The organism is Nocardia sp. NPDC058705 (assembly GCF_042749305.1).
Lineage (GTDB): Bacteria > Actinomycetota > Actinomycetes > Mycobacteriales > Mycobacteriaceae > Nocardia.
Genome location: NZ_JBHYRN010000024.1, coordinates 59,878 through 77,048 on the forward strand (window position 1 = coordinate 59,878; position 17,171 = coordinate 77,048).

The following is a 17,171-nucleotide window of genomic DNA, read 5'->3' on the forward strand; positions in this document are numbered from 1 at the left end:
TCTTCCAGATGGAGGTTCAGGTGCGGATCGCGGGATCCACGTCCAGTAGCGCGGCGACCTCGTTCCAGCCGGTCGGCATCGCGATGTCGTTGTGCGAGTAGGGAAGTCGGCGGACAACCAGCTGCGCGCCTGCGGCCTGCCAGCCGGTGAGCTGGGCGTGCACGCGTTCGGGTTCGAGGCCGTTGTCGGCGCAGTACATGGACATCGGGCCGGTGTAGCGCGGGGACTCCGAGCGGGTCACCATGCGCAGCAGTTCGGTGGCGGCATTGCGCACGACCACCGCCAATTCCGGTGCGTATTCGGCGATTTCGGGGAGTAGCGCGTCCATCCCGGCCGGGTCGGCCAGCGTCGCGGCGGCGCGGTCGGTCAGGTTCGACAGTGGGTGCGAGTCGAGCAGGCCCACATAGCCGACCTGTTCGCCCTCGGCTTCCAGGATCGCCGCGACCGAGTGGGCGAGATTGCCGCCGAGCGAGTAGCCGAGCAGGTGGTAGGGGCCCTGCGGCTGGATGCGGCGGATCGCGGTCAGGTAGTAGCGCGCGAGATCGTCGAGCGTGCGGCCGTCGAACTCCCGGCCGGTCAGCTGGGGCATCTGCAGTCCGATGATCGGCCGCTCGGCGCGCAGTAGCCGGGCCAGCGGCGCGTATTTCCATGCGGTGCCGCCGATTTGGTGGATGCAGAACAGCGGCGGGGCCGAGCCTTCGGTGCGTAGGTCCAGCACCGGATCGAGGCGGCGGCCCAGGCTGGCGAGACCGTCGGACGGTCGCGGTGCGGTGGGGTCGACCGCGCCGATCCGTGCGGCGAGGTTACGCGGGGTCGGTGCGGCGAAGACGTCGTCGAGCACCACCGGGAGGCCCGCGCGGGTCAGGCGTCCGATCAGGCGTACGGCGAGCAGTGAGTGCCCGCCCTTGGCGAAGAAGTCGTCATCCACGCTGATTTCGTCGACCGACAAGACAGCTGCCATGGCCTCGCGGATGGTGTCGAACAGACCGCTGACCTGCGTGGTGTCGAGGGTGCCGGCCCCGACCGACACGATGACGTCGGCGGTTGTGGCGGGTACGGCCCCGATGCCCGGTGCGTCAGCCCCGTTCGACCCGGCACGCGGGGCAACAGCGGCGAGCAGCGCGGAACCTGTTGTCGCCGACTCGGAGCACGTGCTCAGGTGGTGCCCGGCGGTCGTGACAGCGGCGGATTCCGGCGCGGGCAGTTCGCGGCGGGCGATCTTCTCGGTCGCGGTGCGTGGAACGTGGTCCAGAACCAGGAAGGCGGCGGGAATCATATAGGCGGGCAACATCATCCGGAGTTCGTCGCGCACCGCTGCGGTGTCGAGCACGGCCCCGGACTCGGCGATGAGGTAGGCGACCAGGCGCTGGTCACCGGGGGTGTCTTCGCGCAGCAGCACCACTGCCTGGGCCACTCCGGCAACCTGGAGCAGCGCCGATTCGACCTCGCCCAGTTCGATGCGCTGGCCGCGCAACTTCACCTGGCTGTCGGTGCGGCCGACGTAGTCGAGTTCGCCGTGCGGGTTGCGTTTCACCAGATCGCCTGTGCGGTACATCCTTTCGCCGTTCCCACTCGGGTCGGCGACGAAGGCGGCCGCGCTCAGGTCGGGTCGGGCCAGGTAGCCGCGCGCCAGCCGGATGCCGGTCATGTAGAGCTCGCCGATGGTTCCCTCGGGGACCGGCTGCAACCGGTCGTCGAGGATGCGGACGGCATCGGCGGGTGCGCCGACCGGGACCGACGTGGTGTCGGCGTCGACGGTCTCGTGGAAGGTGAAGCCGATCGCGGCCTCGGTGGGACCGTAGAAGTTGTACACAGCGGTCCCGGTGAGCGCGCGCATGCGCTGTGCCGTCGCGGGCGGCAGCACCTCGCCGCCGGTGAGAACGCAGCGCAGATCCGTGCATCCCGACAGGTCGGCTTCTTCGGCGAGCACGGCCAGCATCGAGGTGGTCATCCACATCGCGGTCACCCGCTCCGAACTCATGAGCTGCGCCTGGTAGTAGGGATCGCGGTGCCCGCCAGGCTTTGTCAGCACGATCCGGGCGCCGAGGTGCAGGGGTAGGAACATCTCCATGAGCGAGGCGTCGAAGATCGGCGGGGTGCGATAGAGCATTGTGTCGCCGCGGCCGAATCGGCATTCGCGTTGCAGCCATTCGAAAGTGGAGACGATGGCGGCATGTGAGAGGCTCACGCCCTTGGGGGCGCCGGTGGAGCCGGAGGTGAACAGCAGGCAGGCGGTGTTAGCGGGGCGCAGTGGTGCGAGCCGGTCCGCGTCGGTGAGTTCCGCGTCGCTGAATTCGCCGGCATCCGCTCCGGCGAGAGAACGCAGAATCATTGCGGGAGAGGCGGTATCGAGGATCTGCTCGATTCGTTGGGTGGGCTGTTCCGGGTCCACCGGTAGGTACACGCCACCGGCCCGACAGATGGCGTGTGCGGTGACGACTGCATCGATGGTGCGTGGCATGGCAACGGCCACTACGGATTCCGGGCCGACACCGCGCGAGATGAGCCAGCGGGCAAGCTGATTCGTCCTGGAGTCGAATTCCTCGAAATCGATCGTGACACCCTCGGCGGTGATGGCGGGTGCCGCCGGTTCGACGGGGGTTCCCCAGTCGGCCAGGGTCGTCCCGTGCGGGTCCGGTCGTGCCGCGAGCGGTGCGGGTTCGCTGGTCGGCGCAACGGCAGCAGACGGCGCGCCACCGTTGGTCGACGCGGAAGCAGTCGGCGCGACGCCACCAGTCGAGGCGGCGGCCGATTCGGTCGCGGCACTCGCCGCCGCCGTGACTGCCGGCATGAGTGAGTCGAGGAACATCACGGGGCGCAGGTCCGCAGTGGTCGTGACCGCGGTCAGGATCGTGGCGATCCGATCGGAGATCTGGGCGAGGGTGGTGTCGGGCACGGCAGCGCGGTCGTACCAGATCACCAGGTGCAGGTGGTCGCCCGGCGGCGCGATCAGGGTGAGCGGGTAGTGGGTGGTGCCGTGGTTGTGGAAGTCGCCACGGCGCAATTCGTGCGACTGTGGTTGTTCGGCAACGGAATTGGGGAAGTTCTCGAAAGCGACCAGGGTGTCGAAGAGGGTGCCGATGCCCGCGATTCGTTCGATCTCCGCCAGGCTCGCGTGGTCGAATTCCTGCATGGCGAACTGGTCTTCCTGGAGTTCGGTCAACTGCTCGAGGAACGCGCGATCCGGGTCGAAGGTGCAGCGAACCGGCACGGTGTTCGCGAACAGGCCGACCGTGCCCGCGACGCCCGGCAGGTCAGCGGGTCGACCGGAGACGGTCGCGCCGAACACGACGTCGGTGCGGCCGGTGAGTGCGGCGAGTACCAGTGCCCAGGTGCCTTGGACCAGGGTGTTCATCGTGAGGCCGCGACGGCGGCCGAGCTCGGCCAGCGCCGTGGCGAGCGGCTCGGGCAGCGGCACCTGCCACTGACGGAACTCGCGTTCGCGGAAAGTGTTGGTGCGCAACAGTGTCGGCTCGGTGAGTCCGGCCAGGCGCTGAGCCCACGCCGCGCGGACGGCGTCGCGATCACGGGTGCTGATCCAGGACAGGTAGTCGCTGTATCGGGCGGGCGAGGGGAGTTCGTCGCCGTGGTAGACGGCCAGCACCTCGCGCAGGACGATCGGGGTGGACCAGCCGTCGATCACCAGGTGATGGGTGTTGAGTACCAGCCGGTGCGCGTCGCCGGGCATGCGAATCAGGGTGGCGCGCAACATCGGTGACCGGTTCACCGCGAAACGATGCCGGGTCGCTTCGGCTTCCAGCCGGTCGGCGGCGGCCTGCGCGGCGCGCAGCGGCAAGGCGGACAGGTCGACCTCACGCCACGGCATGGCGACCGAGCGGGGGACCGCTTGAACCGGTTGATCCAGGCCCTCGTAATGGAAGGCCGCGGTCATGGTGGGATGCCTGCCGACGACGGTGTCGAATGCCGCCGATAATCGGGGACTGTCCAGCGGACCGTGCAGGTCGACGCGGGCGCTCAGGGTGTAGACGTCGTCCGCGCCGTCGCGAATCGCGTGGAACAGCAACCCTTCCTGCAACGGCGACAGCGGCAGCAGTTCGGCCAGCGGGCCGTGCGTCGCCTCCAGCACGTCGATGGTCGCTTGGTCGACGGGCAGGTCGCAGTCCGACGGCGTCAGACCTCCGGGGAACAGTTGCGCGTGCGCGGCGAATGCCTCCAGCGCGCGTTCGAAGTGCCGCTGGAGTTCGGCGACCTGGTGGGCGTCGAGAACCCGGCCTGCTGCGGTCCACTCCACCGCGAGCCCGGGGGCGAGGGTCTTGCGGGCCTGGCCTTCGCGGGCCTCCTCCAGTGCACCGGGTTCTCCGGCTGTGGACTCGTGCACGAAGACATTCAGCGAAAGCACGTCCGTGAGTGCTTTTTCCGGCGGCTCGGTCACCGCGAACGCATCGTGTTCGGGCAGGCTCCAGCCGAGCGCCGCACCGCCGCCGAATCGTCCGAGATAGTTGAGCAGCAGCTCGGGCGCGCGCCGTCCGGCGAACCGCGGGGCAGTTTCCGGGTCGAGCGCGCGCAGCACGCCGTAGCCGACGCCGTTGCCGGGAACAGCCCGCTTGGCCTCCTTGACCGCGCGTAACAGCCACCCGGCCGCCGCGCCACCGGCCATTGCGTCGGCGAGACCGTCCGGGTCGTCGATGCCGGTCGCCGGCGTCCACACGGGGAACTCGCTGGTGAACCAGCCGATGGTGCCCGCGAAGTCGGTATCGGCGCGCAACGGTTCGCGACCGTGTCCCTCCACGGTGACGGGCCGCCCCGATTCGAGCGCCTCACCCCGCTCGTAGCGCCAGGCATTGACCGCCAGCATGAGCGCCGCGAGCAGCACCTCGTCGGTCTTGGCCCGATAGGCCGTCGGCAACTTGGTCAACAGGGCGTCGGAGATCCCCGGCGCGGCGAAAGTCCTCGTCCGATTCGCGCTCTCGACAATGTCGAGGGCGTGATCGAGCGCGCGTTCACCCAGCGGAACCACCGACCCGTCGCCGAGCGCGTGCTCCCAATGCGCCAGCTCCGCGCGATGATCGCCAGCAGCGCCGGATTCGGCGAGCAAGCCGGCATAACGCCGCCACGAACTCCCCTTCGCGGGCAGTCGCGCCGACCGCCCCTCTCGTGCCGCCGCACATGCCTCGTACAGCTCGGGCACCAGGATTCGCCACGAAACCCCGTCTACCACGAGGTGATTGGCGACCAAAACCAAGCGGTCAGCAGTTCCCGGTGCCGTCCTGACCAGTGCGGCACGGATCTCGATCCCCGCGGCGGGATCCAGGTCGGCCGCGAGCTCGGCCGCCACCGTCGCTACCAGTCCGTCTACTGACGACATCGTATGCAGGACAGTGGAATTAGGATCTGCGGATCCTCCAGCGGGATCAGGGCTCGCGGAAAGCGCGTGGTCTGCCGCGTCATTCGAATGCGGGTCGTGGAACACCTTTTCGCAGGACAGGTCCGAGGCGCGCACCGAGCCAGTACCCGCGACCTCCGAGTGGGGGCCGGTCGCTGTTTCGACGAGAACCAGCCGCAGGGCGTCGTGGCGGTCGAGGAGGGTTTGCAGGCCGGTGGTCAGGTGGTCGAGGGAGAGGTCCTCGTGCAGGGTCAGCGCGGTCCATTGGGCGTACCCCGCGATGGCCGTGTGGCTCGGATTCGCTTCCAGTAATGCGGCCACCATGGGTGGGATCGGGACGGGGCCGGTCGCCTCGTCCGGGGTCGGGGTGTTCGTCTGTTCCACCACCTGGGCCGCAGCCGCGATGAAGGCCAGGTCACGTTGGGCGAGCAGAGTTTTCGGCTGAACTACCCAGCCGAGCGCGCGCAGGCGGCTGCTCACGCCGATGGCGGTGATGCTGTCGCCGCCGAGCCCGAAGAAGTCGTCCGTGGCGTTGACCTGGGTCACGCCGAGTACCTCGGCGATGACACCGCAGAGGGCGCGCTCGTTCTCGGTGCGGGGTGGGCGTCCGGTCGAGGTCAGTCGGGGCGCGGGCAGGGCAGTGCGGTCGAGTTTGCCGTTGACCGTGGTCGGGAGGGCGTCGAGTACGACGAGGGCCGAGGGGACCAGGTGGTCGGGGACCAGGGTGGTCAGGCGGTGGCGGAGCTGGTCGGCGTCGAGGGTGTGGCCCGCCTCGGGAACCAGGTAGCCCACCAATCGGGTGCTGTCGCCGGACTTGCGGATGGTGGCGGCCGCCGCGGCTACGCCGGGCAGTGCGCCGAGCGAGGCCTCGACTTCGCCCAGTTCCACGCGGTAGCCGCGCACCTTGATCTGCTGGTCGGCGCGTCCGAGGTAGTCGTAGCCGTGGCCGGGTAGCCAGCGTGCCCGGTCGCCGGTGCGGTACATGCGCTCGCCCGCCGTGAACGGATCGGCGACGAATCGCTCCGCTGTCACCACCGCACGGCCGAGGTAGCCGCGCGCCAATTGTGGTCCGGCCAAATACAATTCGCCGATCTCGCGGTCCGGGACCGGTTGTAACGCGCTGTCGAGTAGGTAAGCGCGGGTGCCGTCGAGGGGTCCGCCTACATGCGGGCGCTCTCCGGCAACCGGCGCGCTGAGCGCATCCACGGTCGCTTCCGTCGGGCCGTACATATTGCGGGCGGCCACCTGCGACGCGACGATGGTCGACCACAGGGCAGGCGGGGTTGCCTCGCCGCCGAGCAGCAGCAATTCCGGGCGATGCGTGTCGAGCAACCCGCTATCGATCAGAGCCGTCGCCATCGACGGTGTGGTGTCCACGACGTCGATGCGATCGGCGGAGAACGCGGCAACCTGTGCGGCCGCGTCTTTCTGAATTTCGCTGTTGTACAGGTGGATCCGATGTCCGCACCACAGCCACAGCAGTTGGTCCAGCGCTGCGTCGAAAGCGAAGGAGTAGGTGTGCGCGATGTGCAGCTGCCGACCACCTACCCGCCCCGCGGTCTCGGCGTAGACGGTCGATCGGTGGTGGTGCAGCAGTTGAGCCATTGCGCCACAGGAGATCTGCACGCCTTTGGGCTTGCCGGTGGAGCCCGAGGTGTACACGACATAGGCCAGATGCGCGGGCGAGCGCGGCGTGCCGAGTTCGGCTGTGGTCAGTGGACCGCTGGCGAGATCGGCAATTTCATGGTGAACCTCGCTGTCCGACAGACGAATCAGCGCACCTGAACTACGCCGGCGTCCTGCGTCACCCTTCGAGATCAGTGCTTTTCCTTGATCATCGGACAACGCATCGGTCGGGGCAGGCGACTCGGTTCGTTCGGCGGACGAAGGGTCCGCGGATACGGCGCTGGTCGGTGCTGTGAAACGGCCTGCGAACACCGTGTTCGCGACAGCGTCGTCGGTGAGGATGACCGCCGGGGTGGCGTCGTCGATGATGTCGGTGAGGCGCTGCGCGGGGTGGTTGATGTCGAGCATCAGGAAGGCCGCGCCCGCGTGCTGGACCGCGAGTAGCGCGATCACCAGGTCTGCGGTGCGCGGGAGTGCGATGCCGACAATGTCCTCCGGGCCGACGTCGAGGCCGCGTAGGTAGCGAGCGAGTCGGTGCACACGCGCGGACAGTTCGGCGGCAGTGAGTCGGTCGGTGCCGTCTACGAGCACGATCTCGTCCGGGCGCGCGGCGACCATGGCGTCGAAAATCTCGACCACATCTTCGGGACGACCAGGCAGTGGGTCGCTCGCTCGTTCGGCGGCGATGCGCGCGCCGAGTTCGCCGGGGTACAGGGTGATCGCGCCGAGCGGACGGTCCGCCGCGTCGACCAGCTCGGTGATCAGCGTGACCAGCGCGTCCATTCGCCGCCTCGCGGTGGCGGCGTCCAGCGACCGGGCGTCGACCTCGAAGCCGAGCTGGATCCGGTCCTGCGAGAGCGGGGTGACGGTCAGGCCCAGATCCTCCGGCGGACCGCCCGCGACATTGCGCAAAGTGCCGGTGGCACCGTCGAAATCGAGGGCGAAGTCGAAGGCCTTGAGGTTGATGCCGATGCCGTGCAGCAGCGCTCCGGTCTGTGCGCCGCCGAATTCGCGGGCCAGGTCCTCGCCGCGGAATCGCTGGTGGGCGCGCACCTCTCGCAGGGCATCGGCCACGCGCTTGCCGAGCTCGCCCAGGCGATCGGCGCTGGACACCGAAACCCGCAGTGGCAGCACGTTGACTGCCATCGACGGCGTGGTGAGGGCGGTCTTGCCGACGCGCGCCATCACCGGCAGCGCGATGACCACATCGGTCTCACCGAGCAGTCGGTGCACGAAACCCGCGTATCCGGCGACGAGCACATCGGCCCAGGTGATGTCCGCCGTCGTGGCCGCTGTCTTGATCCTGGCCACCAGGTCGGCGTCGAGGATCGCTCGGGCATCGTGTGTCTGCTCGACCACGCCCTCGGGTGCCTGACTCCGGCCGTCCAGCGGCGGCAGCGGCGTGAGCCGGTCGCGCCAGTAGTCGCGGTCGTGCTGATGTGCCTGGCTCGCACGGTATTCCAGGTCCTCGGCGACCAGCGTTTCGATCGAACCCCAGCGCAGGCGCGGCACGTCGGCGCCGCGACGCAGCGCGGTGTAGTGGGCGGCAACCCGGCGCGACACCATGGCCGCGCTGTAGCCGTCGATGATCAGGTGGTGGTAGAGCTGGATGCACCACACGTCGTTGTCGGTCAGGCGCAACAGCGTGTAGGTGTAGAGCTGCCGGTCGACCATGGTCCGGCAATAGGTGGCGGAACGGTCGCGCTCGGCCGCGACCAGCCGGTGCGCGGCGGCGATCGGATCGGTTTCGCCGCGCAGGTCGACCAGTGGGCGTAGTTCGGGTTCCAGCTGGGTGATCCGCTGACGCGGGCCGTCCGGTGTGTCGGCGAATCGCAGTCGCATGGTGTCGGTTTCGGCGATGGTGTGCCGAATCGCGGTGTCCAGCAATGCCACATCGATGGGCTCGGTGCCGGAGATCTCCAGCACCTCGCCGACCAGGTAGCTGAGTGAGTCGGGGTCGAGGCGCTGAGCGTTCCAGATGCCCAATTGCGCGCCGGTGAGCGGTAATCCGGGATCTTCGGCGCACACGTCGTCCCGATCCACCGAGCCCACAGCAACTCCTTCATCAACATTCCCCGACGGGGAAAGATAGGTTAGCCTACGTTTACTTCGAATGGCAGATTGTGGCCTGCCTCACCGAGACGAGCGCTTCCTGCCGCCGCAACGATGCGCGAACTGCCGCCTCGGCAGCGCCTGTTCCAGCGGCCTTCACGGGTCAGGCCGGTGCTTCGACCCGAGTGACCAGCTGCCCCAGCAGATCCTCGGTGCCCGTGACCGCGCCGCAGCGCCGGGCCACGTAGTTCAGCGCCATCACGTGCTCGTCGCGGCTGAAGTCCGCGGTCGCATCGTGCACCAGGAAGGGCCGCACATCACCCATGAACGCCTCAGCGGCACTGAGCATGCAGCCCATATGCGTATATACGCCGGTGACCAGCAGCTGATCGCGCTGGTAGTAGCCGAGCAGTTCGCGCAGGTCGGTGCGCTGGAACGCCGAGTAACGCCACTTGGTCACCTGGATGTCCTGCGGTTCGGGCGCGAGGGCATTGATGACCTCGGTGTCGGCGCCCTCGGACATGCCGCTGCCCCAGAAGTCGGCCAGAATGCCGCGCCGGGACGGGTGCTGGTCGCCGGGTTGCATCGTGTAGATCACCGGGATGTCGAGTTCGTGGCAGCGGTCGCGCAACCGGGCGATGTTCGCGATCAGGGTGCGGGCCGGGTCGCGGTGCAGGTCGTAGGCGTTGAGGAAGTACTGCTGCATGTCGTGGATCAGCAGCGCGCAGCGCCCGGGTTCGGCGGTCCAGTCGACCTGGTCGGCGGTGAACTCGTCGGCGCCGGGCATGGGATACGGCGCGATCGGGGGGATAGGCATAGCGATCTCTCATTAGGGTGTGCGGAGTCGGTGTCAGACGGTGGTTTCTGGCATAGCGGTCTCTCGTTCGGGTGTGGGAAGTCGGCGTCAGACGGTCACGGGCAGGTCGGCGATGCCGAGCGGACCGAGGATGCGCTGGAATTTGCCGGTGGTCTCGGCCAGTTCGTCGGCCGGATCGGACGCGGCGACGATCCCGCCGCCCGCGTGCGCGAGCAGGCTCCGGCCGTCGGCCGACAGCTCGGCGCAGCGGATGCTCACCATCCACTCGCCGTTGCCGTCGGCATCGCACCAGCCGACCGCGCCCGCATAGAAACCGCGCTCGCCTTCGAGTTCGGCGATGACACGCGCGGCCGCACCGGTGGGCGTGCCACAGATCGCGGGGGTGGGGTGCAGCGCCGCGGCGAGTTCGAGCGCCGACGGTCCGGCGAGTGGGACGGTGGCGGTGATCGGGGTGCCCAGGTGCCACATCGCCGGTGTCGCCATGAGTTCCGGTGGGGGAGTGCGCACTTCGGTGCACCGATCACGCAGTACGGCGGAAACCTGCTCGGTGACGAAGCGGTGTTCGGCCAGATCTTTGGCAGAAGCGAGGAGGGTGTCGGCGGCGGACCGGTCGGCGCCGCCGTCATCGAGTACCCGGCGGGCCGAGCCCGCCAGCGGATGGCTGAGTATCCGAGTCCCGTTGCGTCGCACCAGGACCTCCGGACTGGATCCGACGAGGTGACGGCCGGGATAGCGGCCACCCGCCGCCGAGAGATCGACCAGGAAGCCGTTCGACATCGGATCCGAAGCGACCATCAGGTCGAAGATGTCCAGTGCGCGAACGGGAGTCGCGCTGCTGGCACGAATAGCCCGTGCCAGCACCACCTTTCGCAGCGGATGGCCTGGGTCGGCGAGTAGTTCGACAGCCGTGGCGACGCGCTCCCGGTGCTCCTCCGGCGCGGGCAACGCCGCCTCGAACTCGAACCGTGGAACCACACGCGAGCTGGATTGACACACGGTCTCCGCCGACGCCTGACGCGAGAGCGGCGCAGGGGCGTCGAGCCCGGTGGGTACCGGCGAGCCAGGTAGTCGCGGAACCGTCCCAACTCGCGTTCCGGGTCGGTGTGGCGCGTCGGTGATCGCCACCGAGTCGGGCGCCCAGAGCGCGGTCGGTGCGCCGGGAGTGAAAGGCAGGGCGCCGACGATGTGGCTGATCCGGCCGCTACGCAGGGCGGTTATCGCCTCGTGCGCTGACCGGAAGATCGTCCCGCCCGCAGACGCGGACACGGTCCGCCGCGGACGGGACAGGACAAAAGCGGGGTCGGTACTGATGGTGGTCACCCTTTCGATCACATGTCTAGCGTTGCGCCACCGTCGACCCGCAGGTCGTGCATGGTGATGTGGCGAGCGCCGTCGGACGCCAGGAAGTGGACGGCCGAGGCGATGTCGGCGGGAGCGGCGATGCGGCGCAACGGGATACCGAGTCGGTAGACCGCGGGATCGCCGTCGAGCAGCGCGGTTTCGGCGGCGTCGTCGAGCGGTGTGCCGCCGAACATGTCGCGCAGCATGGTCGTGTCGGTCGATCCGGGGGAGACCAGATTGACCCGCACCCCGAGCGGAGCGACCTGCAGGGCAAGCGATTTGGTGAACGCGGCGGCCGCGGCCTTGGCAGCACCGTAGGCGGCCATGCCGACGCGCGGGGTGGCCGCGGCGTTGGACGAGACCACGACGATGGATCCGCGTCCGGCGGCGACCATGTCGGCTGCGGCGCGCTGGGTGACCAGCATGGTGCCGGTGGCATTGACGTTCAGGCAACGGGCCCAGTCGTCTACGGTGAGTTCGAGTGCCGAGCCGCCGGCCAAGATGCCCGCGGCGTGGACGAGCACTTCGACGGTGCCGTATTCGGCGGTGAGCTGGTCGAAGGCGGCGTGGACGGCTTCCGCGTCGGTGATGTCGATGACAACGCCGTGCGCGGCGTCCCGATCGAATACCGCTGCGGCAGCCGGGATCTCGTCCTCGCGAACGTCGGCATCGGTGCCGTTTCGCGTAGCGGCGATGGTGCTGAAATCCATTCGCGTTGCGCTATCGGCGTGTGCGGAATTCGCGTTCGTCGCGGCGATGGTGGCGGCGGTCTCGTGCACCGCTGGATCGAGGTCCCACATCGAGACCACTCGGTCCTCGGCGGCGAACCGAGCGGCGATCGCGGCTCCGATACCCCCGGCCGCGCCGGTGACGACGACGATCCGCCGACGGGAAACATCATTAGACATGAGGTTAGCCTAACCTGAATTCGTCGTCGGTTGGTTAGCTTCCCTCACGGCCGCCGACCGGAACACCGGAAGACCTGTTGGAAAGAGGTGCTCGACTTGACCGAACCCGTACTCCCCGGATGTGCTCCGTGGCCCGCTGACCTGGCGCGACGCTACCGAGACGAGAAGCTCTGGACCGGTGAGACATTCGGTGACGTGCTCACCGCGCGCGCCGCCGCCACACCGGACCGGACCGCGGTCCTCGACACCGCCCACCGCTGGACCTACGCCGAACTCGACCACCGATCGAGGTCCCTTGCCACCGGACTCGCGCGCCTCGGCATCACGCCGGGCGACCGGGTGCTGGTGCAGCTGCCCAACCGCGCCGAATTCGTCGAGGTCGTCTTCGCGCTGTTCCGCTTGGGCGCCCTGCCGGTGTTCTGTCTGCCCGCACACCGCGCCGCCGAGCTGGTACCGATCGCTGAGGCCGCTGCGGCGACCGCGATGATCACCTCCGGAGTCCATCAGCGCTTCGACTACGCGGCGCTGGCGGAAACGGTGCGGGCGCAGGTGCCGAGCTTGCGGCACGTGCTGCTCGTTCTGGACGAGGGTCGACAACTGCCCGAAAAGGCGTACGACATCGCCGAATTCCGTGACGAGCCGGTCGAATTGGTGGGCCCGTCGGCCAGTGATGTCGCGTTCCTGCAGCTCTCCGGTGGCAGCACGGGCATCCCGAAACTCATCGCCCGCACCCACGACGACTACCTCTACAGCGTGCGCCGCAGCGCCGAGATCTGCGAACTCGACAGCGACACGGTCTATCTCGCGACTTTGCCAGTCGCCCACAACTTCCCGATGAGCTCGCCCGGCATCCTCGGGGCGCTGTGGGCCGGTGGTGCGATAGCGATGACCCCCGATCCCACTCCGGCAACGGCTTTCCCGCTCATCGAGCGGTTCGGTGTCACCATCACCGGTCTGGTGCCACCGTTGGCGCGGCTGTGGGCCGAGCGCGCCGAAGCCGGTGCGACGCCGGACCTTTCGAGTCTGCGGGTGCTGCAAGTGGGCGGTGCCCGCTGTCAGGACGAGCTGGCTCGCCGGATCGGGCCCGCGCTCGGCGTCACCCTGCAGCAGGTGTTCGGCATGGCAGAGGGGCTGGTCTGCTACACCCGGCTCGACGATCCGATCGACGTGGTGGTGAGTACGCAGGGGCGGCCGATGTCGGAGTTCGACCAGATCGCCGTCGTCGACGACAACGGCAACGAGGTGGAGCCGGGCGCGCAGGGGAACCTGATCACCCAGGGCCCGTACACAATTCGCGGCTACTACGACAACCCCGAGGCCGATGCCCGCAGCTTCACCGCCGACGGCTGGTACCGCACGGGCGACGTCGTATCGGTCCGCTCCGACGGCAATCTCGTGGTCGCCGGTCGCGCGGGCGACTGGGTGAACCGTGGCGGTGAGAAGGTCTCGGCCGAGGAGCTCGAGGCGCACCTGCTCGAACACCCCGACATTCGCGACGCCGTGATCATCGGAACACCCGACCCTGTTCTCGGGCAGCGTATTTGCGCCTTCGTGCAGCCCGCGAGTCCGGAGCAGCGGCCGACGCTGACCACCGTGCGCAAGTTCGTGCGCGAGCGCGGCGTGGCGGCGTGGAAAATGCCCGACGCGGTGGTCGTTGTCGACCAGTTCCCCGAAACCGGCGTCGGCAAGACCAGCCGCAAGGAGCTGCGGCAGGCGCTGGCCGACGGCGCGCACGGCAGTCGTCCCACCCCGGCCTAGCGGGTGACCAGGGGGTGGCACAGAAATCTGGCCACCCCCGGTCGGCTCAAGCCAGCAGTTCGATCCAGGATCCGAGCACGGGATCGCCTGCGAGCGTGGGGAAGTCGATATCCGCATGTCCAGCCGACCGCCATTTCTCCACCAGCGACATGATGCGCACCGAATCGAGTCCGGCATCGAGCAGATCGGTCTGCGCGGTCAGCTCCGCCGGGTCGACACCCAGCACACCTGCCACGTCGCCGATCACCTGTTCGTCGGTCATGGATCATTCCTCTCGATCGAAGTCGGCGACGCCGCGCTTCCAGTACCCGGCGATATGCGAGTCCTTGGCGCCGATACCCAAGTCGTTGCGGACGAACTTGCGGATCCCACGCAGGCACCCTGCCTCGCCGCCCACCCAGGCGAAAACCCGTTGCCCGGCAGTCACTTTCACCTCGCGCACCGCCTGCTCGAGAATGTCGCTGGTGCCGGGTTCGAGTTCGCTGCGATGCAGCCAGCGCACGCTGACTCCCGCGGGCGGATCGAGGGGGATCTCCTCGCTCGGTCCGGCCACCTCGATGAACGCCCACCCGGTGGTCTCGCGCGGCATGCGCTCGAGCAGTCGGGAGATGGCGGGCAGCGCGGTGATGTCACCGGCGAGCAGGTAGTCGTCGTAGGTCTGGGGGATCACCACACCACCGGGCGGTCCGGCGATGTGCACCTTGGTGCCGGGAGTGACCGACCCGGCCCAGTCGGAGGCGAGGCCGCCGGGATGGAGGACGAAATCGATGTCGAGTTCGCCGTCTTCGATGCTGTGGCGGCGCACGGTGTACTCGCGCGACACCGGTCGCGGGTTGCCCCAGTCGAGCATGCTGCCATTGAGCTGGGGCAGCCGGAGCACGCCGTTCTCGTCCGGAAAGATAAGCCGCACATGCTCATCCGGCACATAGCTGTGGAACTTCGCGATATCCGGACCGCCGAAGGTGATCCGCAGCAGTGCCGAGCCGACGGGGGCGACCCGCAACACCTCCACTTCCTGCAGGCCGATCGGGTACGGCACCTTGGCGCCGTGTTGCCCGGCGAGCACCTCGGCGATATTGCCTGCGTAGTCACTGCGATCCTTCACGGGAGTTCCTTTCTGCGAAGCGGCCCGGCGACGAGCGCCATCAGGCCGGTGAGTATCAGGACGGCGACGCCGTAGAGCACGAGCGCGCGTCCGGGAGCGAACATCTGGCCGACGACACCGGCCACCATGGAGCCGACCGCGGTACCGGTCACCGACTGCACCATCAGCAGCCCCGACATGCGTCCGCGCAGATGGTCGGGGGAGGCGTGCTGCAGCATGGCGTAGCGCAGCACCATGTTCACCGCTCTGGCCAGGCCGAACCCGGCCAGTCCGAGGAACACCAGCGCCGCGTGCGACCACAGCCCCGCCGCGATCACGCCGATCGGCATGAGCGCCAGCGAAATCAGCAGGGCGCGACCGGTATTGGCGCGGCTCATCCACCCGCTGGTGAGCGTGCCGAGCACCGCGCCCGCGCCGGGCGCCGCGTAGAGCAGGCCGAGCGTGCCCGGTCCCGCGTGGAGTTCGACATCGGCGAAGGCGGGCAGCAGCACCAGCGGGCCACTGACGAGCATCCCGATCAACCCGGTCGCCAGGATGAGCCGAATGGATTCGTGACGCACCGCGAACGAGATTCCGGAAGCCAACTCGCGCAACGGATTCTGTAGGTCCCGCTGCGGCGGCGGTGACGGCCCGATCGCGGTGATGAGCCCGACGGTCGCGGTGGTGGCGAGCGCGCAGAGGAAATAAGCCGAGGCCACCCCGGTTTTCGCGACGAGCAGACCGGCGATCGCGGGCGTGATCATCGTGCCGAGGTCGGTGGTCAGCGAGACCAGCGCGCCCGCGGCCGCCACCTTCTCCTTGCCGACCAGCGCCGGAACCATGGCCATCAGCGCCGATCCGCTCACCCCACCCGCGAGACCGTCGATCACGGCGGCGAGATAGATCGCGGACAGAAACGGTTCCGGCAGTACAGCATTCACGCCGAGCAGCAGGAAGCCGATGCCCGCCGCACTGCGCGCCAACTGGATCACCCTGCGGCGGTCGTATCGATCGGCGACGACACCGCCCGCGAGACTGCCGACGAACAGGGCCGCCGCGGTGGTGGTGGCCACCCCGGCGACCTGCAGGCTCGAACCGGTCAGCTGATAGACCTGCAGCGGCAGGGCCACCATCAGCAGCCCGATGCCGAGCACCGACACCAGCCGCGCCGCGAACGCGCACCGGAACGGGCGCGAGGCCCGCAGCGGGCTGAGGTCGATGAGCAGACCGGTCACTGGAAGCGCTCGACGAGCAGGTCGAGGGTGGTCATGACGGTGCGGTAGTCGGGGCGCGAGCTGGTGGCGGGCAGTTCGAAGACCTTGTTCGCCTTGAACGAGGGGAGCGAGGCGTAGAGCGGGTCGTTGCGTAGCTCGTCGACGGAACGACCGCCGCTGAGCGGAACCACGAACAGCACCGGCGCGTCGATCACGGTGTTGATCAGCTCCGGGCTGAAGCCGATGAAGTCGGCGCTCTGCTCCTTGGCCGGGTTACCTGCCTTGGCCTCGATCTGCGTGTCGAGGGTGAAGCCGACCTCCGCGAGCAGGCTCGGCAGTGCGGCCGACGGCACGAACAGGGTCGGCTTCTGGCTCTTGATCGACTGGAAGACGGTGGTCGCGCCCTGCGCGGGCTTGATCTTGGCCTTGGCCTGGTCGAGCTTGGCCTGGTAGTTCGCGATCAAGGTGTCGACACCGGCCGGCTTGTTGACGGTCTCGGCCAGGAACCGCAGCTGGTCCTGCCAGTTGGTGGTCTCGGTCGGCATCAGCACGGTGGGTGCGATGGCGCTGAGCTGGTCATAGGCGTTCACCGACTGCTGGGCCGGGTAACCCTGGCCGCCACCGATGATCAGATCGGGACGCTGGGCGGCGATGAACTCGAGGTTGATGTTCTCGCCGGACGGAACAGCCTGTGTCCCTTGCTTCTTCGCATCCTCGGCCCAGCCGGTGGGGAACTCGCCCGGCTTGTTCGGGACACCGAGCAGGCGCGGGTCGGCCGCGACGACGGTGGCCTCGAGATCGTAGAGGTAGCCGGCCAGGTTGCCGTTGAGCACGACGATGCGCTGTGGGGCGGCGGGCACCTTGATCGGGCCCTTCGCGGACGGTACTTCGCGCGGGCCCGCGTCGGCGGCATCGGAGCTACCGCACGCGGTGAGCACGGCGACCAGCGCGAGAATCAGCATGGCCATGGCGGCGCGTAAACGGCCGGCGGATCGGTTGGTGAACATGAACGGGGTGTTCCTCTTTC

At 68.5% G+C, this 17,171-nt stretch carries 9 protein-coding genes; 1 reads left to right on the forward strand and 8 read right to left on the reverse strand.

Going from position 1 to position 17,171, the window contains the following annotated elements:
* Window positions 1–16 precede the first annotated feature (16 nt).
* The 4 genes from ACFW6D_RS24200 to ACFW6D_RS24215 form a co-directional block, all read right to left on the reverse strand.
* Window positions 17–9,022 (reverse strand): amino acid adenylation domain-containing protein, encoded by a 9,006-nt coding sequence (locus ACFW6D_RS24200; protein ID WP_379331655.1) that lies wholly within the window; start codon window positions 9,020–9,022, stop codon window positions 17–19.
* Window positions 9,023–9,185: 163 nt separating this feature from the next.
* A complete protein-coding gene (locus ACFW6D_RS24205; protein WP_379331657.1) occupies window positions 9,186–9,839 on the reverse strand; it encodes an isochorismatase family protein in 654 nt (217 codons plus the stop codon).
* A gap of 87 nt (window positions 9,840–9,926) precedes the next feature.
* Window positions 9,927–11,159, reverse strand: coding sequence for an isochorismate synthase MenF (locus tag ACFW6D_RS24210; RefSeq protein ID WP_379331659.1), 1,233 nt, complete (start codon window positions 11,157–11,159; stop codon window positions 9,927–9,929).
* A gap of 8 nt (window positions 11,160–11,167) precedes the next feature.
* Window positions 11,168–12,088, reverse strand: a complete 921-nt coding sequence (locus ACFW6D_RS24215) for an SDR family oxidoreductase (RefSeq protein WP_379331661.1) — start codon at window positions 12,086–12,088, stop codon at window positions 11,168–11,170.
* Window positions 12,089–12,175: 87 nt separating this feature from the next.
* Here ACFW6D_RS24215 and ACFW6D_RS24220 point away from each other — a divergent pair, with 87 nt between their 5' ends.
* Window positions 12,176–13,846 carry a (2,3-dihydroxybenzoyl)adenylate synthase gene (locus ACFW6D_RS24220; protein WP_379331662.1) on the forward strand — a complete coding sequence of 557 codons (1,671 nt, stop codon included), beginning with the start codon at window positions 12,176–12,178 and terminating at the stop codon, window positions 13,844–13,846.
* A 46-nt stretch (window positions 13,847–13,892) separates the two neighbouring features.
* Here the strand turns inward: ACFW6D_RS24220 and ACFW6D_RS24225 are convergent, their stop codons facing one another.
* The 4 genes from ACFW6D_RS24225 to ACFW6D_RS24240 are packed head-to-tail and all read right to left on the reverse strand — an operon-like array spanning window position 13,893 to window position 17,151.
* Window positions 13,893–14,108 carry a phosphopantetheine-binding protein gene (locus ACFW6D_RS24225; RefSeq protein WP_378548187.1) on the reverse strand — a complete coding sequence of 72 codons (216 nt, stop codon included), beginning with the start codon at window positions 14,106–14,108 and terminating at the stop codon, window positions 13,893–13,895.
* 3 nt (window positions 14,109–14,111) lie between these two features.
* Window positions 14,112–14,951, reverse strand: coding sequence for a siderophore-interacting protein (locus ACFW6D_RS24230; protein WP_379331664.1), 840 nt, complete (start codon window positions 14,949–14,951; stop codon window positions 14,112–14,114).
* Window positions 14,948–16,165: an enterobactin transporter EntS gene (gene entS, locus ACFW6D_RS24235; protein ID WP_379331667.1), complete on the reverse strand. Its 1,218-nt coding sequence runs from the start codon at window positions 16,163–16,165 to the stop codon at window positions 14,948–14,950. Before entS ends, ACFW6D_RS24230 begins: the two co-directional genes overlap by 4 nt.
* Window positions 16,162–17,151, reverse strand: a complete 990-nt coding sequence (locus ACFW6D_RS24240) for an ABC transporter substrate-binding protein (protein ID WP_379331669.1) — start codon at window positions 17,149–17,151, stop codon at window positions 16,162–16,164. The genes entS and ACFW6D_RS24240 overlap by 4 nt, the downstream gene beginning before the upstream one ends.
* Window positions 17,152–17,171 lie beyond the last annotated feature (20 nt).

Bases quoted from the DNA above. Each gene is read 5' to 3' on its own strand.
- ACFW6D_RS24240 (WP_379331669.1), bottom strand. From the start codon at position 17,151: ATGTTCACCAACCGATCCGCCGGCCGTTTACGCGCCGCCATGGCCATG.
- ACFW6D_RS24215 (WP_379331661.1), bottom strand. From the start codon at position 12,088: ATGTCTAATGATGTTTCCCGTCGGCGGATCGTCGTCGTCACCGGCGCG.
- ACFW6D_RS24225 (WP_378548187.1), bottom strand. From the start codon at position 14,108: ATGACCGACGAACAGGTGATCGGCGACGTGGCAGGTGTGCTGGGTGTC.
- ACFW6D_RS24205 (WP_379331657.1), bottom strand. From the start codon at position 9,839: ATGCCTATCCCCCCGATCGCGCCGTATCCCATGCCCGGCGCCGACGAG.